Source organism: Streptomyces sp. A0642 (assembly GCF_004795105.1).
Lineage (GTDB): Bacteria > Actinomycetota > Actinomycetes > Streptomycetales > Streptomycetaceae > Streptomyces.
The window spans coordinates 148217-167217 of the sequence record NZ_SSBL01000002.1 but is presented as its reverse complement, the minus strand read 5'-3'; the positions used below and the strand labels follow the sequence as shown (position 1 = coordinate 167217).

Below are 19001 nucleotides of genomic sequence, written 5' to 3'. Positions count from 1 at the left end.
GCGGTCACCGTGACCGGTCAGCCGCAGCAGCCCCCACCGCAGCAGCCGCCGCCCCCGCCGCCACCGGCGGAGGGCGCGGGCCCGGCCCCGGCCGAACCGCCCACGGCGACGGCCGACAGAAGCTTCACGGTGTCCTCGTGCCCCGCGGGGCAGGAGGCGGGGGCCGAGGACTCGGCCATCGGACGGCTGAGCTCGAAGGTGTCTCCGCAGGAGCGGCAGCGGTACTCGTAACGAGGCATGCCCCCAGGGTAAGGGCTGTCTCGCAATTCCTGGCGGGCGCGCGACGACAGCTACGGCACCTCGCCGCGTTGTCGAAACGCCCGAATACATCCAGTACGCGGACGCCCCTCCGCCTTGCGATGCACCGCATCCGACGCCGCGCGCTGATCCACCAGGAAGTGCGGGACAGCCCTTGGCGGCCGGACCGGCGGGGGAGGGGCAGCAGGCCACACGAGGCCCTACGAACGACCGGTCCGTTTCGCGGCACGGCCGGCAGACGCGTTCTCTCCCTCCCCGCGGCCGGACCGGGCGACGGGCATGTCCTCGACCGCCCGCCGCCGCGCGAGCCGCTGCTCACGCGCGGCGTCCTCGGGGTGGCGAGCCCGCCAGTAGGGATTGTCATGGGGCAGCCCGCCGCTGACGCGTCCGTACATGCCGAACAGCATCAGTAGGAGACCGACCACGAAGCTGAACAGCACGTTCTGGATCTCGAAGGCGAGGATGTTGAGCCCGCTGTCCAGGACGGCGAGGTTGACGAAGCCGCTGAGGATGAAGGCGATGCCCAGGACCATGTTGAGCGTCGAGGCGAAGTTGCCGCCGATGACCATTCCGGCGAACAGCAGCCCCCCGATGCAGATCGACAGGACGCTGAGCGCGCCGTTGGTGCTCAGGCCCGCGACGGTGTCGCCGCCGGTGTCGAAGTAGCCGACGTTGTCCGTCAGCCCGAGGATGCCGAAGGCGACGAGCACCAGACCCATCAGCCCGGCGCCGATCCGGTAGAAGCGGCTGAGGCGGTGGTCCACCGGCAGGTGCTCGTCGAGCCGGATCGCTGCGCGGCGAGGGGCCTTCGGGGCGGACCGGCGCCGGGCCGGAGGCAGTACATGGGTGGCCATGAAACCCTCCTTCGTAGCTACCAGGATCGCGCGGGGGCGGGACCGCCGCACGTCAGGGCACGCGGGCGGGCGGAGACGGTCCGGTGGGCGGAGGCGGTCCGGTGGTCGTCGCAGGGCCGGGTGGGAGGAGGCGGTCCCGTCTTCGCCGCACGCACAGGCGTAGGCGGCTCGGGTGCCCGGGGTAAGGGTCCGGCGCCTGCGCCGCGCGCACGCACACCCAGGCGTACGCGGCTCGTGTGCCCGGGTCAGGCTCCGGCGCCTGCGCCGCGCTCCTCACGGATCTCGGAGACGACGCGTGCGGCGGTCCGGCGCAGGCCTTCGGTCACCGTCAGGAAGTGCCAGTAGTCGGGATGGCGTCCCTCGAGGGCGGTGACGGCCTGGGCGAGGCGGGCCACCGCGTCGTCGAGCGGCTGGGCGTGGCGCGGCTCGGGTGTCTGGCGCCCGGCCATGGCGAGGCGCTGGGCGTCCCGGATCGCGAACCGGGTGCGCTGGATCTCCTGCTGCGGGTCCTTGGCCACGGCATCCAGCCGCTGCAACCGGTCACCGGCCGCGGACACCGCCTCGTCCGTGGCGTTGAGCAGGGCTCGTACCGTACTCAGCCGCGACGTGGCATCCGCCCACCGCTGCTCGTCCCGCGCCTTCGCGGCCTCCTTGAGCTTTTCCTCGGCCTGGCGCACATTGACGGCCGCCTGCTCGGGAACCGGCTGGAGGTCCTGCCAGCAGGCCGCCGAGAACCGCCGCCGCAACTCGCTGAGCACGGGCTCGACCGAGGCCGACCGGGTTGTCAGCGCCTGGGCCCGCGTACGCAGCGTCACCAGGCGCTTGTCGATCTCGGAGGCCCGCTCGGGCAACTGCGCCGCCTCGGCACGTACGGCTTCGGCATCCCGCAGGACCTGATCGGCGCGCTGGAGGGTCTCGGGCACACCGTGCCGGCCCGCCCCCTGATTGAGCCTGGTCAGCTCGGGGGCGAGGGCGGCCAGCCGCGCGGCGAGATCATCCGCCCGCAGTCCGGACGCCCGCACCGCGTCGAGAGCATTGCTCGCTGCCAGGAGCGCCTGTCGCGCGCGCTCCACCGCGGGGGCGAGCCGGGCGAGCTGCGTCTCGGCCGTCCCGAGGAGCGGACCGAGCCCCGCGGCGAACCGGTCCAGCTCGCCCTTGACCCGTACGAGCTCGTCCTTGGCGGCGGACAACTCGGTCCGGGCACGGGAGGCGACCGCCGGTTCGAGGTCGTGCCGGTCGAGATCGTGTGCGTCGACAGCTGTGATGTAGGCGTGGCTGGCCTCGTCGATGCGCCGCCCGAGAGCGGCGAAGTCGTCGACCGCCTTCCGGGCGGCCGGGGAACTGTCCACGGCCGTGATGGTCTCTATGGAGATCTGCAGATCACGCTGGGCGGTGTCGAGCTCGTAGAACGCCTCGGCGGCGGCGTCCTTCGCGGCCTGAGCCTCGGCCCGCTGGCCTTCCCCGCGCCCGCCGAACCAACGCCGCGTACCACCGCCGGCGAAGGCGGCGGGCAGAGCCGCGACGAGCAGGGGAACGGGCAGCACCATCATGAGCAGGGCATCACGAACGCCGGACCCGCGACCGTTTCCCTCGCTCCTGGCAGGGACATCACGGGCAGCGACATGAGTGCCAGGAACGTCAGGGGCAGCGGCATCAGTGGCAGGGACGTCGCTGGCTGCACCCTCACTGGCAAGGCCATCGCTGGCTGCACCCTCACTGGCAGGGACGTCCTTGACGGCGGAACTCCCACCCGCTCTCGCCTCCGGCTTCGCGTGTGTCGCCGTCACATCCCTCTCCCGTGCTGATTCGCCCTGCCCGGTACATTCTCCCACCAGGTAAGGACGAACACACGGGTCTGTTAGTTCGCGCTTCGCACGGTGACTTGCCCGTTGTCGCTGCGCGCCTTCACCGTATGCGGGCTGTCGTCGCTGCGGGGCACGGCCACGGAGACGTCCCCGTTGTCGGCCGACGCGGACACGGCGTACGCGCTCTTGCCGGCCGGCAGGTCGATGGTGACGCGTCCGTTGTCACTGACGGTGTCCACCAGATCGGGGACACGGCTGAAGCCGAGCTCCACCGAGCCGTTGTCCGAGCGGGCCACCACGGAGGCCGCCGAGATCCGCTCGCCGCGCACGGAGCCGTTGTCGCTCTCCAGCTCCAGCGGCCCGGTGACATCCCGCACGACGACCCCGCCGTTGTCGGAGTGCAGCTTGAGCGGCGTGCCGAACCCGGACGCGGTGACCTTCCCGTTGTCCGCGTCCACGGTCAGGCCGAGCCCACGAGGCACCTTCACCTGGTGCTGAGCGCCGCAGTCGCTGATCAACGCGTCGCACCTCACTCGAAGCGTCAGCGTGTCGCCCTCCAGCTTCCACACGGGGTCCGGCCCACTCCCGAGCACGACCCACCCGTCGACCCTGCGCGTGACCTCGATCTGCTCCACATCGGCGGGCACGACCTCCACGGTCGAGTTCTCCGCCTCGATGGTCAGCGCCTTCCCGCTGTACGCGAACGACTTGTGCTCGACGGGAGCGTCCTCCACGTCGGTGCCGCCACACCCACTGAGCACGCCCACGAGTAGAACGGTTCCCCCGGTGGCCGCGAGGACTTGGGTACGAGCACGGGTGCGGATGCGGGTGCGGATGGTCATGACGATCGAGTCCCCCTGGCTGGCGCTGCCGATGTGCTCCCACCGTATGCAGCCCCCGCCGCCGGGACGATCCGGTCGGCTACCGTCTCCGGGGTGGGGATATCCCCCCTACGGCGCGTGTCGTCGGGCTGCCCGGGCCGGGCAACCGATTGTCGACGGGTGCCGTCAGGCATGTAACCTGTTGCTTCATCCACGGGTGCGTAGCTCAGGGGTAGAGCGCTGCTCTTACAAAGCAGATGTCGGCGGTTCGAAACCGTCCGCGCCCACCAGTAAGAAGGCCCCCAATCGATCATGGTTGGGGGCCTTCGACATCTACTTTTGACATCAACAGGCGTGGTCATCCACGGTCGGGACGCTGCCGCTTCAACATGCGGTCGAGGTGACTCGCGGCCTCGTGCTGCGTGTCCTGGACGACGTGGGCATAGATGTTCATCGTGACCGCGATCTGACTGGGCCGAGGATCTCCAATGGCCCAGATCGGCGTCACGACCAGCCCCGCCGTGGAGCGGCCCGAGCCGCGGCAGGCGACCGCCGAGGAAGCCTCGCTCCTTGGGATTCAGAAGGCCGCACTCGTCACACACACCCGGCGGGCGTCCTACAGCGATCAGGGGCAGCCTGTTGAGACGGCGGACATCGTCGTTCCCGCCGCCCTGTGTGAGATCGTCTACGAGGTCCCCGTTAATCGGCAGCAGGTGTAGCCCGGGTCGAAGTATTGTCGGGCCGGCTGCAATCCCGGTGCTGCAAAGAAGGGCGATCGGGCGACGGTTGACCGGGAGCTTCCGTTGCCCGCGCCCGTACCAGAACCAGATCCGGGCAACACCGATGATCGTTGCGAGGCTCCGTGATCGACGCAGCACGTAGGGCGCGGATAGCCAACATGACCGAGGCAGCGGAACCCGTCTGGGCGGAGTCCTACGACGGCGCAGCCTTGCAGGCATTCTTGAAGGAGCGCGGCTGTGACGGAGCGGACGCCGTCAGGGTCACCATGCAGGTCGTGGAATGTGGGCTCGCCGAAGCGCAAAGCATGTTCTTCGCCGCGCCTTGCCGGTCCGGCGAGCTCGCCTTTCATAACGCCGTAATGGAGGGCTTGGAGCGGGCTCAGACCCACAGCACGTGAAGATGCCGGCGTGACCCGTCTCAGCGAAGTTCGGTAGGTCTCATCGAAGCTTGACCGCCAGGGTGGAGCGGGTTGTTGTGGCCTAGCCCGGACCCATGATCACGGAATGGCTGAAGAGACCGTTGTTGAGAAGACCTGGCGCGGAATACTGGAAGGGCACCCCGGGGGCGGCTGCAGTCATAGCGGCCGCCTACGCCGAACCTCGGCTGCGGGCCCTGTACCCGTTCCCGGGCCACAGGGCGCTCAGCTTTCATCGGAACACACAGTTCCCGTGGAGCAACGACCTGCCGTACATCGTGGGCGACGTGCAATCGTGCATCGTCTACGGGCCGTTGCGCGTGGGTGGCATGCTGGGCGAGTTGCTTACGCCGCGGCAGGCGGCCGCGTTGGTGGTGGGCCATCTGCCCGACGACTGCGGGCCGGCCTTCGAGGGTCCCTGGCCTCAGCCGGACCACCCTGTCAGCTGAGCCGCTGCGCTGCTACAGAGCCGGTCAAACTTCGCTGAGACTGATCAAACTTCAACGAGACGGGTCACGGCAGTTGCGCTGTCCGGCCTGATGGCTGGGCTCAACGGCACAGTCCCATGATGGTGTTGTCGAAGTCGGGGAACTCTTGTGTGGCCTGAGCGACGATCGTCGCTGCCGACGCGCGGCAGGCCGGAGCGTACTGCTCCGCGATAGCCGCTAGATCCTCGTTGACCCGCGGAGCCCAGTCGGGCTCGGGTTCGTAGAACGCGGCCGCTTCCCACGGGCCGAAGCCGTCGGCCAGCAGCCATAGGAAGGCGCCCAAGTCGCGGGCGACTACCCCGGTCTCTCCTTCGGAGCCCATAAAGACAACGGGTTGCTCTGGGAGGTCCCCGCCTGGACGGATAAACCAGAAGGCTGCGTACCCGCCGGTGCCGTCCTGGCCGAAGACGCGGAAGTCGTCGCCGGTCAGGTCGCTGTTGCCCGTCCATGCACGGAGCCAATCCGTTGTGTCGTCGGCAGCCAGGAAGGACTCGTAGGGCTCGAAGTCCACGCCATCCTCGCCTATGCAGTCGAGGCGGACCGCCATGGCAGCAGCGAGCGCAGCGGGAAACCGGCGGTCTTCATTCGGGATCATGCGAACAGATTAGTGACCGCCTGGGAGGCCCACGATGCGCCCGGCATCACTGACTGTGCACGGTGGCGTTCGTAGGAGGCTGGTGATAGCAGTTGTGAGCAGCCGCCTGCGGTGGACAACGGCGTCATGGCGTTGACGATCTTGGTCGATGACTGGCAGATGCAGTGCTGCGGAGATGCCTTCGCGCCTGGGGGTGTTGTCTCGCGGACGCTGTTGGAGGCCGATCCGGAGGACTACGCCGACGTCGTCGGTAGCGAACGTGCGGATGAGATCGACTTTTGCGAGGAGCGCCACGGCCAGGGCGAGGGGCGCGCACTCACCTCAGCGGAAGTGGTGTCGATCGTCGAGGTGCACTGCCGTTACGGGGTGCCCCGGGTGCCACGGACAAGGTGAACTACGACACCCGGCCCGAGCCCCGGCGGCGTAAGTCCCCAGCTGCTCTTTTGGCCTCGGCTGTACGGTCACCATGTGGACGAAGAACCAGTGATCATCAAGCTCACGCGTGACCAAGCCTTCGTCCTGTCTGACTGGCTGTATCAAGTCATGATGCAGTCCGACAAGCTGGACGCCATCGTGCCGGACCGAGCGGTCTGGCCGGGGATCTACGCGATGTCCGGAACGTTGGAGACGACTCTGTCCGAGGTGTTCATGCCTGACTACGCCGACCGCCTGGAGCGGGCGAGGCGGCGTTTGTTGGAGACCGTGGGCAGCGACGAGGACGACGAAGCGGGAGCGTGAAGGACTTTGGAGACACTTGGGTACGCGATTGCCGGCGTGGTGGGGGGAAGCGTCGTCATGGCCCTACTCGCAGGTGTGGTCGCCACGGTGCTGACCGTCAGGTGGCGTCGGCGCGCCATCGCGGCTCTGGAAAGCGAAGAGCCGGCCGTCGAAGGGCGGCAAGCCCCGGACCGGCCTGACATCTCTCGCTGACGATATTGCCGCCGCCGGTAGTTCCGCTCCAGGCCCTCTTGAGCGTGGGTCGCTCGGCGGACAATGGCGCCATGACGTTGACGATTTGGGTCGATGGGTGGCAGATGCAGTGCTGCGGAGGGAGTTTCACGTCCGGGGACGTTGTCTCGTGGACGCTGCTGGAGGTCGATCCGGCGGACTACGCCGACATCGTCGGTAGCCAACGTGCGGATGAGATCGACTTTTGCGAGGAGCACCACGGCCAGGACGAGGGGCACGCGCTCACCTCAGCGGAAGTGGTGTCGATCGTCGAGGTGCACTGCCGTTACGGGGTGCCCCCCGGTGCCACGGACAAGGTGAACTACCCGGTTCCGGGGACGACCGTCCTGGCGCCGGTCGAGCAGGCGGACAGGTGGGCGAAGGCCAGGCCGGGCGTCAGGTTCGCGGGCTACCTGGTGACAGCCGTCGTAGCGCACAGAGGCGGTGAGCTGCGATGAGGGGTCAGCTGCGGGCGCCAAGCTTACAAAGCAGATGTCGGCGGTTCGAAACCGTCCGCGCCCACCAGCCAGAACGCCCCCCAGCGAGCCGCTGCGGGGGCGTTGACGGTCGTAGGTGACGGCAGTCCTTCAGGTGCGGTGCTCAATTGCGGGACCAGTGAGTGGAAAACGCGTCCTTCGGCTTCAAGGCGCCTCGCAGGGGCGGTGGGTGCCCCCGGCCACGGACTACCATCTTTGCGCGTTCCAGGTCAACCGAGCGCGTCGATGGCTTTGACGATCAGAGCTCGCGCGTCGGCCCCGTACACGGCGGTCTGGCGCATCTGCTCGAACGCCCGCACGTACAGGGTGATCTCGCTGGGTTGGGTGATCCGGACCTGCGCGGACACCAGTTCCACGGAAACTAGCGCGTCGTCGTAGACGTGGAACGTTTCGCGCGGCCACTGCCCGCGGACTGCGGTCGTCGGGATGACGCCGAGTGACACAGCCGGGAGGGCGCCCGCCGTGAGCAGGTAGCCGAGCTGGGCGGCCATCGCGTCCGGGCTGCCGATCCGGTACCGCAGCACGGCCTCCTCGATGAGGAGCACGAAGCGGCGGCCGCGCTCATGAATGATGCGGGATCGCTCGACGCGGGCCCGGGCCGCGTCCGCGCTGTCGTCGACGGGAAGCTCACGGAAGCGGGCGCTCATGCCGAGCACGGCCGCCGCGTACCCTTCGGTCTGCAGGAGACCGGGGACGAGCGACGATGAGTAGACGCGGAACATCTGGGTCTGGTGGAAGAACGTGACCGCACTGTCCTGCAGCTGCTTGAGCCCGTTGCGGACATGGTGCCGCCACTCGGTGTACATCGACTCGGCGTGCAAGGACTGCGCGATGAGGTCTTCGGCCTGGTCGTCCGCGCCGAGGGCGCGACACCACAGCCGGATGTCGGTGGCGGACGGGGCGGTGCGGGCGTTCTCGATGCGCGAGGTCTTCGCGTGATGCCACCCGCACCCGCCGGCCAGCTCCACGACCGTGAGCCCTGCCCCCTTACGCAGGTCCCGCAGCCGGCGGGCGACGACTTCGCGGGCGGCCTGGCCGGATGAGGATGGGGAGATGGTCATGGGCCGGCCTGTCCGTGCGTCCTGCTAGCGGATCTTGTACTGGTCGTGCGGTATTGCCCGCTCCCACACAGCCTCGAAGGCGTCCGCGCACAGCTTCACCGCGCGCGGGCTGTCGGTGAGCTCCGGCCCCTGCGACGAGCCGTCGCCGGCGAAGTGGTTCCACTGGACGAGCTGCCCGTCGAACACCCAGTAGTCGTTGCCGGGCAGGGCGAGGTCCGAGGCCTGGCGGCGGGGCAGCCAGCGGACCTGTTCCCCGGCAGCGATGTTCGTGAAGGTGCCGGAGTGCTCGTACTGGATGTACTCGCTGACCGGCTCGGACACGATTCGTGCCCGGCGCACGGTGACGCCGCGGCTCACGGTCTCGGTGATGAGGTCGAGCCACGGCCTCCACCAGGACGCGCGGTCGTCGGGGTCGTGGCGGAAGCCGGCGCGCCAGTCGGCGAACGGGCCTGCCTCGTAGTCGACGGCGTAGGCGTCGCGCATCTCAAGGTGAACAGCGGTGCTGGTGCAGCGGGCGAGCAGGTCAGGGAATGTCAGCACGTTCGACGGCATCGCACGCCTCCCTGATCATGTGCACCATCCTGGCGGGGATACGGATCACGGCCTCGTTCTCCGGGATGCCGACGGCGTGGCCGGGCACGGTGAAGGCTGCTGCCTCCGCTTCGATTTCGGGGCCCGGCTTCCATCCCTGGAACACGAGCTCCTGCTTGTCCTGGTCGACCCACACGGTGGGACTCTCGTGGTCTCCGGTGTTGGGGTCGATCCCGATGAACAGTAACGACATGCCGGCCTCCGCCCACAGGGTGTGCAGCTGTGTGCAACACCTTCGTGCAGCACGATCGGGCGGTCAAGGGTGCGAAGTCGCCAACCACCCACGCGGGCGGTGTGCGCGCACACTTCTGCACACGAGTGGCTGACGTGCACATCGGCTCTCTACGGTCAGCGATATTCACCGACCGACGGCGGGGGGCATACCCGTGACGATGACCATCAAGGTGTACGAGGTCGACCGGCAGGGCCTGACTCGCGTCCTACGCCCAGAGGCCGAGGTCGTACCTGCGGAGACCGTGGACGACACGTCCGCCTTCCCTGACTGCCAGTGCCCGCGATGCGCGCCCCCGCCGAGGTGAGCGCCCCGCCCCGCCCGCTCCCGGCGCCGGGCGAACTCACCTGGGACCAGTCGGCGGGCCGCGCCTGCATCTGGTGCCGGTGTCCGCTCACCTCCGGCGCGGTCAGCGCCGGAATCATCCGCGATCAGCTCGGCGCCCACAACCTCGACACCGAGGCATGGGCCGGACCCTGCTGCGCGAGCACCACCCCCTGACTCCCGTCCGCCGGTGTACCCCGTCGCCCAGTAACGGGCCCGCAAGTCCGTCGCACCACCAACGCGCAGGAGGAATTGCCATGACCACCACACCGCAGACACCGCCCGTAACCGACGCGGCAGCACTCCTCGACCAGGAGATGCGCGGGATCATCGTGGCGAACATGCTCGACAAGTTCCCCGAGATGACGGCCGAGTTCGCCCAACGCGGCGTCGGCCAGATGCTCGCGTTTCTCGCAGCCGGGGTCAGCAGCCCCGCCCCCGTGAGTCCGTCCCCGGTGGTGGACGACTTCTGGCACGCCTTCCTTCTCCACACGAAGGCGTACCGGGAGTTCTGCACCAACCGCCTCGGCAAGTTCGTCGACCACCAACCCGGATTCCTCGACAAGGAAGAACACGGCGGCGGGAAGGCGTTGCGCTCCCGTACCGTCGAGGCGATCATCACGTCGGGGTACGGCGTCGACCTGGAGTTCTGGCCCGAGCTCGACATCGCTGACTGCTCGCAATGCCACGCGAACTGCCATAACAGCCCCAAGCGCAACACCCCTCAGGCCATCTGAGCGTCCGCCCCACGACGGCCCCCGCCCTGTGCCACGCTGTGGCCTGGCCGGGGGCCGCACCTGTTCGGGAGGACCAACACCTTGCACCGCACAGCCTGGGAAGAGCTGCCCCTCGCGACGCGGCGGGCAGTCGCCGCCCGCACGGGTCTTGTGGAGGGCGCCGACACGGCAACCGAGGGGATCATGTCCCCGCTCGCCTGCACTCTGCGCACACCTCGCGGTCCGGTCTTCGTCAAGGGAACACACGCGGACGCTCCCACCGCCTGGATGTACCGGGCCGAGGCCGCGGTGACGGAAAACGCAGTGCTTGCACCGGCCCTGCTGTGGGAGGTCGAGGCCGGCGGATGGCTGCTGTACGGGTACGCCTTCCTGCACGGCCCGCACCCCGACCTCTCACCAGGCTCACCGGACCTTCCCGACCTGGTCGACACCCTGCTCGGCACGTCCAGAATCCCTTGGCCGGCGGTGGTGAAAAAGAAGCCCCTCCTTGCCCGATGGGGTGATCATGTACCCAGCGGCCGGGCGGAGGACCTGGTCGGGCACACCCTCGCGCACACGGACATGTCGGCGCTCAATATGATCTGCACCCCTGCCGGGCTGCACCTCGTCGACTGGGCCCTCGCCTGCCCGGCTCCCGCCTGGGCGGATACCGCGTTCACCGTGCCGCGGCTCATCCACGCCGGGCATACCGCTGACCAGGCCGAGGCCGTTGCCCGCCTCGTCCCCGCCTACGCGGCCGCGTCGGACCGAGCGGTGAGCACGTTTGCCCGGACCCTTCTTGCGGTGTGGGAGAGCAGGGAGCGAATCAGCCCAATGCCTCACCGGAACGCCCTGACCGAGGCCGCCCGAGCGTGGGCCGATCACCGCGCCGTGGCTGCCTGACTCAGGGCGGCCCCCTCACCGGTCCCCGCCCGCCCCGTGGTCGGGCGATGCGGTTCGCGCTGCAGCGGAGCTTCCGCAGGAGGCGCCAGCCCTTCAGTGGGGCTACGGCCTGATCAGGCGCGGCGGAAGGCGCCGGGGGTGAGGCCGTAGACCCGCTGGAACCAGCGGCTGAGGTGGGCCTGGTCTGCGAAGCCGGTGGCCGCGGCGGCATCGGCTGCGGTGGTGCCGGCCTTGAGCAGTGAGCGCGCCCTGCGCAGGCGGAGCTGGCGCTGGTAGTCGCTGGGTGCCAGGCCGAACTCGGCGCGGAAGGAACGGTAGAGGGTGAACCGGCTGCAGCCGGCGGCCTCCGCCAGATGCTCCGCCGGAATCGGTTCCAGGTAGGCGTCGTGCAGGAATGCCCTGGCTCGTTGGGCTGCTTGGCGGCGTGCGCGATCGGTCGGTGTCTGCGGGAGCACCGCAGGTGTCGTGGTGGACGCACCCCGGCTGGTCATGGCGGTGACGGCCGCGGTCAGGCGTTCGTCTCGGACCAGTGGGTCCGTGGTACCGACCAGTGCGGCGTGCAGGCGGCCGAGGGCGGCGGCGAGCGCGTGGTCACTCAGGACGGGGAGCGGGAACAGAGGGAGCGCGCCGGACCTGCCGTCGGTGGCGTCGGCGATCACGTCGCGGATGACGGAAGGGCCGAGATGCACGATGCGGTACCGGTATCCGAGCTCGGCGGCAGCGCGGCCGTCGTGCACGTCCTCGGGGTTGAACGCCATGACCATCCCGGCGCCGCTGGTGTGGGCGGCGCCTCGGCAACGGAACTGCTGGGCTCCCGCGTCGGTGATGCCGAAGGAGTAGGTGTCGTGGCTGTGGGGCGGGTAGACGTGGTCGAGGAAGTGGGCGTGCATGGCTTCCACCGGGCGGTCGGCGTCCCGCCAGTAGCGCACCCAGCCGTCGGTCGTGGCCATGGACGCATTATGCGCGGTGCACCAGCGTTCAAGACGAGGCGAGGGGACGCCGACCAGACTCGGCGCATGCCAGCCCAGAGTCCATTGAACGGCCCGTACCTCTCGCTGTCGATCACCATGTTGCTGTGGGGAGGAGCGTTCTCCAGTTCCAAGTCGGTGGTCGAACACCTCCCGCCTTCGGTGGCCGCCCTGCTGCGGTTCGGCGGCGCAGCCGTCGCGCTCCTGGCGGCGGTGGTGCTTGTCGGTGACCGGACGGCCAAGACGACACCGCGCACCCGAGGCCGCGCCGCAGTAGCGGGTCTACTGGGGGTCTTCGCGTACAACGCCTGCTTCTTCTGGGGCCTGTCCCTCGCTCCGGCGCTGGACGCGGGCATCCTCATTCCTGTGATGAGCCCCGTCCTCACCAGCATTGTCCTGTTGCTCACCGGGCGGGAACGCGCGTCAGGCCTACGGGTGGCGGGTCTCCTGCTGGGCCTGACCGGAGCCGTGGTCTTCTTTCTCGGGGCGGGCGGCAGCACGCAGGGGAGCCTGTCGCGGCTCGCCGGAGACGGGCTGTTCCTGCTCAGTGCGGGGTGCTGGGCCGCATACACCCTTGTCGGCCCCCGGGTTCTGGCCGGTATCGACCCGTTGCGTGCCACTGCCTACGCCACCTGCATGGGTGCCGTCCTGCTGGGCGTGCTGGCCGCACCGGACCTGCCGGGAGTCCAGTGGACTTCGTTGCCTGCCGGTGTCTGGCTGAACGTGGCCTATCTGGCTCTGGGCGCGGCAGCCGTCGCCAATCTCCTGTACTACCGGGGGGTGGGGGCGGTGGGGCCTGCGTCCGCCTCTTTGATGATGTTCACCGTTCCGGTCGTCAACACCCTGTGCAGCACCCTGTTCCTCGGGGAGTCCTTCGAGGCCCTGCAGGCGGTGGGGGCCGTGGTGCTGGTGACCGGCGCCGTTCTGGCCGCGCTGCACGGCTGGTTCTCGGGTGGCCGCAGGATTGCCGCGCCGGCGGATCTGCGGGAGGACGAGGCGACGTGACCCGGAGGGCCGTTGGCAGCGACTCTCGGCGGACCTGCGGGCAGCGCCCGAAGTCACTCCGCAGCCCACGGGTCCGGGGACGGCTTCAGGCCGAAGGCGTGGTCGAGCCGGGCCTGGGCCGCCTTGAGGTTCTTGGTCCCCTCGTCGAACGTGTGCCATCCCCGCGCCGCCTGTGCGGTCTCGTCCGGTGACTGGATCAGGCTGGTCTCCGGCGCCGAATCGAGGACCGTGCGTGCGCCCTCCTCCAGGTGATCGATGGCGGCCGTCCAGGCGGTCCGGGTCTTGGGGTCGGGGAGGGAACGGAACAGCCGGGCTGTGTCGAGGGCGGCCATGAGGCCTTCGAAGTCCACGATCACCACCTGCAGATCGGTACGGGGCCGGCCCGACTGGGCCTTCACCGTTTCCTTGATCAGGCTGACCATCGCCGTCTCGCCGCCGTACGCGTACCACCCCTTGACGGCCTCGGCGATCTCGGCGGCGGTCGTCGGTGTGGGCGTCGGGCTCGGAGAGGGGGACGGGGACGGAGGCGGGGACGAGGTCGCTGACGGGGTCGGTGGCGCGGGCGCTGTGGTGCTGCCTTTGGCCGCGTCGGAGTCGGCTCCCGAGCAGGCGGTGAGCAGCACGGCCGCGACGACCGTGAGAAGCAGCGGTACGCGCGTCCGCTCCGGGCGGTTCGTCACCGGGCCCCGGTGGCCGGGGCGGCGAGCAGCGGGGCCGGGGGAGGAGGGGGCGTGCTCGCGCCCCCATACGCGCCTCGGCCGTCCGAGCTGCTGCGTCGTTCGTAACACGGCACTCCCCCTTGTCCGGTGGGGGAAATCCGCCCCCCGCGGTGATCGGGCGGCCCGTGCGGCGCCGCCTCGTCGATGCTAGGGCGAGGCGGCCGTGTTCCACCAGCGACTGGATATGCAGGGGAGCCATGCGGTGGAGGAATGGCTGGGGGCGGGTGGGTGGCTCGGGAACGGGCGGGCCGGCCGGTGCCCGGGCCCGTTCGGGTCTCGGGCCGGCTGCTAATCTCCGGCCTCGTGAACGACAGCGTGTATGTGGGCAAGGCGGGCAAGGATGCGGCACTGGACCGGGGATGGCTCCTCGGGCACTTCAAGGAGGAGGGCGACCCCCGCCACAGCGAGGACGTGGAGATCAAGTGGGGTGTTCACCCTCCTGGCGACGAGCGCCTGGAGTGGGTGAAGGGCGAGCACCGCACCGCTCTCCTGGTTCTGATCAGCGGCCGCTTCCGCGTCGAACTCCCCGGCCGCAGCGTCCTCCTGGAAGAGCAGGGCGACTACGTGGTGTGGGGGCGCGGGGTCGACCACTCCTGGGTCGCGGAGGAGGAGTCGGTGGTCCTCACCGTTCGATGGCCGTCCGTCCCCGGTTACGCCGTGGAGGCGCAGGGCTGAGAGCGGGGGGCCGCGTGGGCGGCCCCGGCGTCAGGCGGCCGGACCCGGGCCGGGCGGCAGGTGGACCGTCATGATCAGGTCGCACGCCTCGTGGCCGGCGCCGCGGTAGGCATGAGGGGTGTCGGCGTCGAACGTGGCCGTCTGGCCCGCCTCGACGGGGTGCTCGGTGCCGTCGACGACGAGCGTCATGCGGCCGGACGTGACGCTGACGGTCTCCACGACCCCGGCCTGGTGCGGATGGCTCGGGTACTCCTCGTCCGGCTCCAGCCGCCAGCGCCAGACCTCCACCGGGGCGGCGCCCGAGGTCGTCAGCATGAGCCGGGCCTCGCTGCCCCGCGCCCCGGTCCACAGAGGGGTCACCGCGTCGGCCGTCACCACGCGGACGCGGCCTTCCGCCGCTCCCTCCATCAGCGCGGACACCGAGAGGCCGAGCGTGTCGGCCAGGCGGACCAGGGTGGCGAAGTTGGGGTTGCCCTGCGCCCTCTCCAGTCCCACCAGTGCGCCCTTGCTGACTTGCGCGCGGCGGCCCAGTTCGTCCAGCGACAGCCCCGCGCGGGTGCGGGCCGCCCTGACGTTCTGCGCGAGCGTCCGCAGTGCCGTGTCCGTCTCGGTCATCCGGTCACCATCCCTCCTGCGAAGACCACTGGAATGCACCGTGCGGTCGTTTGGTTGACATAGTGCGGTCGGTTCGTTGTACGGTTAAGTCGTTCCACTGAATGGTAAGGGATGTGCCGTGATCGCTCTGCTGCTGGCCCTGGGCAGCTCACTCGCCTACGGGTGCGCCGACTTCCTCGGCGGCCTCGGCGCCCGCAAGGCTCATGTGCTGCGCACCGTGATGATCGCGGCCCCGGCCTCCCTCGTCGTCGAGCTCCTGCTGTGGCCGTTCCTCGGCGCCTCGTTCAGCACCGGAGCCCTGGGCTGGGGCGCCGCGTCGGGGGTCGCGTCGGCCGCCGCGTTCGCCCTCCTCTACAGGACCCTGGCCATCGGCCCGATGAACGTGCTGTCACCCGTGACCGCCCTGGTGTCCGCCATGCTGCCCGTGGGCGTCGGCCTCGTGCAGGGGGAGCGCCTGGGCGTCGCCGGACTGGTGGGCCTCCCGCTCGCCCTGGCCGCGGTGGTGCTGGTCAGTGCCGGGCACGGCTCGGGAGCGGTGCGGCCCTCGCGTACGGCACTGCTGCTGGCCCTCGGTGCGGGCGCCGCCATCGCCCTCCAGCTGGTCTTCCTGCACCAGGCGCCGTCCGACAGCGGCGTCGCCCCGCTGATCATCGGCCGGGCGGTGTCCTCGGCCGTCACCCTGGGCGCGGCCGCGCTGATGTTCCGCAGGCTGGGGACCGAACGCCCCGCCTACGCGATGTCCGCCACCGCCGGCGTACTGGACTCGGTGGCCAACCTGCTGTTCCTGCTCGCCGCCCGCAGCGGAGACCTCGCCGTCGTCGCCGTCATCACCGCTCTCTACCCCGCCGGCACCGTCCTGCTCGCCCGCGGCGTCCTGGCCGAACGCATCCACCGCGGCCAGCTCGTCGGACTCGGTACCGCAGCCGCCGCCGTCAGCCTCCTCGCCCTCGCCTGATCCTCCTCGCCCGCCCGCATCGGTCCCGCGGCATCAGCGCCGTGCACCGGTCTCGTACCTCGGTCCCGTACAAGGAGCAGCATGTTCATCCAGCCCTGGGATGCCGCCCTGGACGAAGCCGAATGGCGGGCCTGGATCGCCGACGGCCACGACTTCGGGCAGCTCAGCGTCAACGGTCTGCCGGGCCGCCCGCCCGCCGTCGTCCCGACCCACTTCACGACCGACGGCGGCGACCTGCTGATCCATCTCGCCCGGCCCAACCCGGTGTGGGAGTCGATCGAGCACGACCCGCACGTCACCTTCACCGTCATCGGCGACTACGCCTTCATCCCGGGTCCCTGGCGCGCCAAGCCCGGCACCCCGTCCGTCGAGGGCGTTCCGACCAGCTACTACGCGGCCGTGCAGTTCACCTGCCGCGCCACCGTCGTCGACGACCCCGAGGCCAAGGCCGAACTGCTGCGCCGCCAGCTCGCCCACTTCCAGCCCGACGGCGACCACGCACCGGTCGTGCCCGGCCGGCCCCCGTACGGCCGGATGCTTCCCGGCATCCGCGGGCTGCGGCTGGAGGTCACGGAGGTGCTGGCCAAGTTCAAGTACGACGACCACAAACCCGTCGAGCACCGTACGGCCGTGGCCGACAGCCTCGGCCGGCGCGGAGAGGGCCTCGACGCCCCCACCGCGGACCAGCAGCGCCGCCGCCTGGACCGCATCGGCCCGTGGAAGGCCTGACCGCGGCCGCCGTTGTACGTACGAAGGAACGGAGCCCCGCCCCATGACCGACATCCGCCTCGCCCCCGCCGTCGCCGACGCGTTCCCCGACACCCGCATCGCCGTCGTCACCGCCACCGGACTCCGCGGCCACGAGGACTGGCCCGGCACCGCAGCCGCGCTGGCGGACCTGGAGCGGCGGCTCGCCGACGGCACCTGGCAGCCCGCCGACGAGACCGATCCCCGCATCGAGGCCTGGCACACCGCCTACCGCTCCTTCGGCACCAACCCGCGGCGCATCCGCCCCAGCGTGGACGCGCTCGGCCGGCGGTTCGCCAAGAAGGGCACGCTGCCGCGCATCAACCCGGCCGTCGACTCGTACAACGCCGTCTCCGTCCTTCACGGGCTGCCGGCCGGTGCGTTCGACCTCGACCAGGTCACCGGCGACGTCGACATCCGGTACGCGGACGGCACCGAGGAGTTCACCCCCCTCGGCGAACCCGACACCGTCGAGACCCCCAAGCCCGGCGAGATCATCTACTCCGACGCCGCCGGCGTCCTCACCCGGCACTGGAACCACCGCGACGCCCACCGCACCCGGGTCACCGAGGACTCCACCCGCGTCGCCTTCGTCCTCGAAACCCTCCACGCCACCCGCGACGGCCACCTTCTGAAGGCCGCCGCCCGCGAGCTCCGGGAACTGCTGGCCCCGCACGCCGGGCAGACGGCCGTGCACTGCCTTCCGTCCTGAGCACCCCGGGTGGCCCGCCGGCGCCCCTCGCGTGCGATGCCGTGGCGGGAGCCCTTAGCCTGTCCGGATGCATCAGCGGCGCAGGCGTCACACCTTCCGGGGCGCTGAGCGGTGACCGTCGGCCGGTGTGAACGCGAGGCGCTCCCCACCACCTCGTCTCCCCTGCGCGTCCCCGCGTTCCGGCGGTTCCTGCTGGCTCATCTGGTCTCGGCCACCGGCTCGGCGATGGCGCCGGTGGCGCTGGCGTTCGCCGTGATCGGGCAGGGCGGGGGAGCGGGTTCGCTCGGGATCGTACTGACCGCGAACACCGTGCCGACCCTCGTCCTCCTGCTCGCGGGCGGCGTGCTGGCGGACCGGATGTCCCGCAGCCGCATTCTCTTCCTGGGCAACCTCGGCGCCGCCGCCGCCCAGGCGGCCGTCGCCGTACTGGCTGCGACCGGTACGGCGACGACCTTCGCGATCAGCATCTGTGCCTGCCTGTCCGGAGTGTCGGCCGCCTTCACCGCGCCCGCGGCCCAGGGGATCGCGAGCCGGCTTGTCCCGAAGGAACACCTTCAGCGGGCGAACGCGCTCGTCCGGGTGCCCGGCAACGCGGTCAAGGTCATCGGCCCGGTCGTCGGCGGGTTCGTCGTCTCGGTCACCGGCCCCGCCTGGGCGCTCGGCTGGGACGCGGCCACCTTCGGCGTCGCCGCCCTCCTCCTGCTCGGGCTCCGCCTGGCCGGGGCCGTGCCCTCCGGTGCGGGCCCCCTGGCCGATCTCCGTGCCGGATGGGCCGGATTCCGTTCCCGGAGCTGGCTGTGGAGCTACACCGCCGCCGGGACCGCCGTGGTCGCGGCCTGGCTGGCCGGATTCCAGTTGCTCGGGCCCCTCGTGGCCGACCACGACTACTCCGGCGCCCGCTCCTGGGGGCTCGTGCAGGGCGCCTTCGCCGCCGGACTGCTGGCCGGGACGCTCGTGTGCCTCGTCTGGAGACCGCGACGGCTGATGCTGGTCTGTGTGGTGACCGGCGCGGGCATGATGCTGCCGTTGGCCGCTCTGGGACGCGGACTGGCGCTGCCCTGGGTGCTCGGAGCCGCCGTCGTCGCCGGAGTCGGACTGGACGTGGCGATCGTCTGCTGGTCCACGATCATGCAGCAGCACGTGCCCGACGAGGAGTTGGGCCGGCTCAGCGCGTTCAACGCCGTCGGCGAGCGCCTCGCCATCCCGGCCGCTTACCTCCTGGTCGCGCTCGCTTCGGCACATTGGAGCAGCCGGCAGATCCTGCTGGTGTGCGCGGCCGTCATCTGTCTCGCCACCGTCGCCAACATGGGTGTGCGTGATGTCTACCGGATCCGCCGGGTGGGCTGAACCCGGCCT

25 protein-coding genes, 1 tRNA gene and 1 pseudogene are annotated in these 19001 nt (G+C 70.3%); 16 read left to right on the top strand and 11 right to left on the bottom strand.

Features of this window, described 5'->3' with window-relative positions; genetic code table 11:
- Positions 1–17: 17 nt before the first annotated feature.
- From E6R60_RS04325 to E6R60_RS04310, 4 genes are all read right to left on the bottom strand, one after another.
- On the bottom strand, positions 18–239 hold the full coding sequence (locus tag E6R60_RS04325; protein WP_136325055.1) for a zinc ribbon domain-containing protein: 222 nt from the start codon (positions 237–239) through the stop codon (positions 18–20).
- A gap of 219 nt (positions 240–458) precedes the next feature.
- Positions 459–1112, bottom strand: coding sequence for a DUF4383 domain-containing protein (locus tag E6R60_RS04320; protein WP_136325054.1), 654 nt, complete (start codon positions 1110–1112; stop codon positions 459–461).
- 245 nt (positions 1113–1357) lie between these two features.
- The gene (locus tag E6R60_RS04315; protein ID WP_240802389.1) at positions 1358–2899 is read right to left on the bottom strand and encodes a hypothetical protein; all 1542 of its coding nucleotides are present in this window, start codon (positions 2897–2899) and stop codon (positions 1358–1360) included.
- Between the two features lie 71 nt (positions 2900–2970).
- Positions 2971–3759, bottom strand: a complete 789-nt coding sequence (locus E6R60_RS04310; RefSeq protein WP_136325053.1) for a DUF4097 family beta strand repeat-containing protein — start codon at positions 3757–3759, stop codon at positions 2971–2973.
- A 194-nt stretch (positions 3760–3953) separates the two neighbouring features.
- On the opposite strand from E6R60_RS04310, the gene E6R60_RS04305 reads away from it, so the two are divergent.
- The 4 genes and pseudogenes from E6R60_RS04305 to E6R60_RS04290 all read left to right on the top strand — a co-directional run bounded on the left by E6R60_RS04305 (position 3954) and on the right by E6R60_RS04290 (position 5343).
- A tRNA-Val gene (locus tag E6R60_RS04305) sits at positions 3954–4028 on the top strand.
- Between the two features lie 198 nt (positions 4029–4226).
- A pseudogene (locus E6R60_RS04300) lies at positions 4227–4457 on the top strand (UTRA domain-containing protein); the annotation flags it as partial.
- A gap of 179 nt (positions 4458–4636) precedes the next feature.
- Complete coding sequence (locus E6R60_RS04295) at positions 4637–4876, top strand: hypothetical protein (protein ID WP_136325052.1); 240 nt, start codon at positions 4637–4639, stop codon at positions 4874–4876.
- A gap of 95 nt (positions 4877–4971) precedes the next feature.
- Entirely contained in the window at positions 4972–5343 is a 372-nt protein-coding gene (locus E6R60_RS04290; RefSeq protein ID WP_240802388.1) for a DUF6193 family natural product biosynthesis protein, read from the top strand.
- Between the two features lie 100 nt (positions 5344–5443).
- Here the strand turns inward: E6R60_RS04290 and E6R60_RS04285 are convergent, their stop codons facing one another.
- On the bottom strand, positions 5444–5977 hold the full coding sequence (locus tag E6R60_RS04285; protein WP_136325051.1) for an SMI1/KNR4 family protein: 534 nt from the start codon (positions 5975–5977) through the stop codon (positions 5444–5446).
- A 126-nt stretch (positions 5978–6103) separates the two neighbouring features.
- Here E6R60_RS04285 and E6R60_RS04280 point away from each other — a divergent pair, with 126 nt between their 5' ends.
- The 3 genes from E6R60_RS04280 (at position 6104) to E6R60_RS04270 (ending at position 7383) form a co-directional block, all read left to right on the top strand.
- A complete protein-coding gene (locus E6R60_RS04280; protein WP_240802387.1) occupies positions 6104–6370 on the top strand; it encodes a DUF6578 domain-containing protein in 267 nt (88 codons plus the stop codon).
- 75 nt (positions 6371–6445) lie between these two features.
- Positions 6446–6715, top strand: a complete 270-nt coding sequence (locus E6R60_RS04275) for a hypothetical protein (protein ID WP_136325050.1) — start codon at positions 6446–6448, stop codon at positions 6713–6715.
- 263 nt (positions 6716–6978) lie between these two features.
- Positions 6979–7383, top strand: coding sequence for a DUF6578 domain-containing protein (locus E6R60_RS04270; protein WP_136325049.1), 405 nt, complete (start codon positions 6979–6981; stop codon positions 7381–7383).
- A gap of 248 nt (positions 7384–7631) precedes the next feature.
- On the opposite strand, the gene E6R60_RS04265 is transcribed toward E6R60_RS04270, so the two are convergent.
- From E6R60_RS04265 to E6R60_RS04255, 3 genes are read right to left on the bottom strand one after another with little or no spacing between them, the layout of a single operon-like run.
- Positions 7632–8483 carry a helix-turn-helix transcriptional regulator gene (locus E6R60_RS04265; protein WP_136325048.1) on the bottom strand — a complete coding sequence of 284 codons (852 nt, stop codon included), beginning with the start codon at positions 8481–8483 and terminating at the stop codon, positions 7632–7634.
- 24 nt (positions 8484–8507) lie between these two features.
- Positions 8508–9035: a DUF6879 family protein gene (locus E6R60_RS04260; RefSeq protein WP_136325047.1), complete on the bottom strand. Its 528-nt coding sequence runs from the start codon at positions 9033–9035 to the stop codon at positions 8508–8510.
- Positions 9007–9267 carry a hypothetical protein gene (locus E6R60_RS04255; protein WP_136325046.1) on the bottom strand — a complete coding sequence of 87 codons (261 nt, stop codon included), beginning with the start codon at positions 9265–9267 and terminating at the stop codon, positions 9007–9009. Before E6R60_RS04255 ends, E6R60_RS04260 begins: the two co-directional genes overlap by 29 nt.
- Before the next feature lie 315 nt (positions 9268–9582).
- Between E6R60_RS04255 and E6R60_RS04250 the strand changes: the two genes are divergently transcribed.
- The 3 genes from E6R60_RS04250 to E6R60_RS04240 all read left to right on the top strand — a co-directional run bounded on the left by E6R60_RS04250 (position 9583) and on the right by E6R60_RS04240 (position 11249).
- The gene (locus E6R60_RS04250) at positions 9583–9807 is read left to right on the top strand and encodes a hypothetical protein (RefSeq protein ID WP_168713535.1); all 225 of its coding nucleotides are present in this window, start codon (positions 9583–9585) and stop codon (positions 9805–9807) included.
- 80 nt (positions 9808–9887) lie between these two features.
- Positions 9888–10367, top strand: coding sequence for a hypothetical protein (locus tag E6R60_RS04245; RefSeq protein ID WP_136325044.1), 480 nt, complete (start codon positions 9888–9890; stop codon positions 10365–10367).
- 267 nt (positions 10368–10634) lie between these two features.
- The gene (locus E6R60_RS04240) at positions 10635–11249 is read left to right on the top strand and encodes a hypothetical protein (RefSeq protein WP_136325043.1); all 615 of its coding nucleotides are present in this window, start codon (positions 10635–10637) and stop codon (positions 11247–11249) included.
- A 113-nt stretch (positions 11250–11362) separates the two neighbouring features.
- Here E6R60_RS04240 and E6R60_RS04235 read toward each other — a convergent pair whose 3' ends face one another.
- Positions 11363–12199, bottom strand: coding sequence for an AraC family transcriptional regulator (locus E6R60_RS04235; RefSeq protein ID WP_168713534.1), 837 nt, complete (start codon positions 12197–12199; stop codon positions 11363–11365).
- A 66-nt stretch (positions 12200–12265) separates the two neighbouring features.
- On the opposite strand from E6R60_RS04235, the gene E6R60_RS04230 reads away from it, so the two are divergent.
- Complete coding sequence (locus E6R60_RS04230; protein ID WP_136325042.1) at positions 12266–13222, top strand: DMT family transporter; 957 nt, start codon at positions 12266–12268, stop codon at positions 13220–13222.
- 53 nt (positions 13223–13275) lie between these two features.
- Here the strand turns inward: E6R60_RS04230 and E6R60_RS04225 are convergent, their stop codons facing one another.
- Positions 13276–13902, bottom strand: coding sequence for a hypothetical protein (locus tag E6R60_RS04225; protein WP_136325041.1), 627 nt, complete (start codon positions 13900–13902; stop codon positions 13276–13278).
- A 342-nt stretch (positions 13903–14244) separates the two neighbouring features.
- Here E6R60_RS04225 and E6R60_RS04220 point away from each other — a divergent pair, with 342 nt between their 5' ends.
- Positions 14245–14616, top strand: a complete 372-nt coding sequence (locus tag E6R60_RS04220; protein ID WP_136325040.1) for a signal peptidase I — start codon at positions 14245–14247, stop codon at positions 14614–14616.
- Between the two features lie 30 nt (positions 14617–14646).
- Here the strand turns inward: E6R60_RS04220 and E6R60_RS04215 are convergent, their stop codons facing one another.
- On the bottom strand, positions 14647–15231 hold the full coding sequence (locus tag E6R60_RS04215; RefSeq protein ID WP_136325039.1) for an XRE family transcriptional regulator: 585 nt from the start codon (positions 15229–15231) through the stop codon (positions 14647–14649).
- A 118-nt stretch (positions 15232–15349) separates the two neighbouring features.
- On the opposite strand from E6R60_RS04215, the gene E6R60_RS04210 reads away from it, so the two are divergent.
- The 4 genes from E6R60_RS04210 to E6R60_RS04195 all read left to right on the top strand — a co-directional run bounded on the left by E6R60_RS04210 (position 15350) and on the right by E6R60_RS04195 (position 18992).
- Positions 15350–16186, top strand: coding sequence for an EamA family transporter (locus E6R60_RS04210; RefSeq protein WP_136325038.1), 837 nt, complete (start codon positions 15350–15352; stop codon positions 16184–16186).
- A gap of 81 nt (positions 16187–16267) precedes the next feature.
- On the top strand, positions 16268–16915 hold the full coding sequence (locus E6R60_RS04205; RefSeq protein WP_136325037.1) for an FMN-binding negative transcriptional regulator: 648 nt from the start codon (positions 16268–16270) through the stop codon (positions 16913–16915).
- A gap of 43 nt (positions 16916–16958) precedes the next feature.
- Complete coding sequence (locus E6R60_RS04200; RefSeq protein ID WP_136325036.1) at positions 16959–17645, top strand: phenylalanine--tRNA ligase beta subunit-related protein; 687 nt, start codon at positions 16959–16961, stop codon at positions 17643–17645.
- A gap of 162 nt (positions 17646–17807) precedes the next feature.
- The gene (locus E6R60_RS04195; protein WP_136325538.1) at positions 17808–18992 is read left to right on the top strand and encodes an MFS transporter; all 1185 of its coding nucleotides are present in this window, start codon (positions 17808–17810) and stop codon (positions 18990–18992) included.
- The last annotated feature ends 9 nt before the right edge of the window (positions 18993–19001 follow it).

Coding starts and splice junctions, on each gene's coding strand:
- E6R60_RS04255 (WP_136325046.1), bottom strand. CDS start 9,267: ATGTCGTTACTGTTCATCGGGATCGACCCCAACACCGGAGACCACGAG.
- E6R60_RS04235 (WP_168713534.1), bottom strand. CDS start 12,199: ATGGCCACGACCGACGGCTGGGTGCGCTACTGGCGGGACGCCGACCGC.
- E6R60_RS04310 (WP_136325053.1), bottom strand. CDS start 3,759: ATGACCATCCGCACCCGCATCCGCACCCGTGCTCGTACCCAAGTCCTC.
- E6R60_RS04240 (WP_136325043.1), top strand. CDS start 10,635: ATGTACCGGGCCGAGGCCGCGGTGACGGAAAACGCAGTGCTTGCACCG.
- E6R60_RS04320 (WP_136325054.1), bottom strand. CDS start 1,112: ATGGCCACCCATGTACTGCCTCCGGCCCGGCGCCGGTCCGCCCCGAAG.
- E6R60_RS04205 (WP_136325037.1), top strand. CDS start 16,268: ATGTTCATCCAGCCCTGGGATGCCGCCCTGGACGAAGCCGAATGGCGG.
- E6R60_RS04215 (WP_136325039.1), bottom strand. CDS start 15,231: ATGACCGAGACGGACACGGCACTGCGGACGCTCGCGCAGAACGTCAGG.
- E6R60_RS04285 (WP_136325051.1), bottom strand. CDS start 5,977: ATGATCCCGAATGAAGACCGCCGGTTTCCCGCTGCGCTCGCTGCTGCC.
- E6R60_RS04245 (WP_136325044.1), top strand. CDS start 9,888: ATGACCACCACACCGCAGACACCGCCCGTAACCGACGCGGCAGCACTC.
- E6R60_RS04280 (WP_240802387.1), top strand. CDS start 6,104: ATGGCGTTGACGATCTTGGTCGATGACTGGCAGATGCAGTGCTGCGGA.
- E6R60_RS04295 (WP_136325052.1), top strand. CDS start 4,637: ATGACCGAGGCAGCGGAACCCGTCTGGGCGGAGTCCTACGACGGCGCA.
- E6R60_RS04260 (WP_136325047.1), bottom strand. CDS start 9,035: ATGCCGTCGAACGTGCTGACATTCCCTGACCTGCTCGCCCGCTGCACC.
- E6R60_RS04265 (WP_136325048.1), bottom strand. CDS start 8,483: ATGACCATCTCCCCATCCTCATCCGGCCAGGCCGCCCGCGAAGTCGTC.
- E6R60_RS04290 (WP_240802388.1), top strand. CDS start 4,972: ATGATCACGGAATGGCTGAAGAGACCGTTGTTGAGAAGACCTGGCGCG.
- E6R60_RS04325 (WP_136325055.1), bottom strand. CDS start 239: ATGCCTCGTTACGAGTACCGCTGCCGCTCCTGCGGAGACACCTTCGAG.
- E6R60_RS04200 (WP_136325036.1), top strand. CDS start 16,959: ATGACCGACATCCGCCTCGCCCCCGCCGTCGCCGACGCGTTCCCCGAC.
- E6R60_RS04230 (WP_136325042.1), top strand. CDS start 12,266: ATGCCAGCCCAGAGTCCATTGAACGGCCCGTACCTCTCGCTGTCGATC.
- E6R60_RS04270 (WP_136325049.1), top strand. CDS start 6,979: ATGACGTTGACGATTTGGGTCGATGGGTGGCAGATGCAGTGCTGCGGA.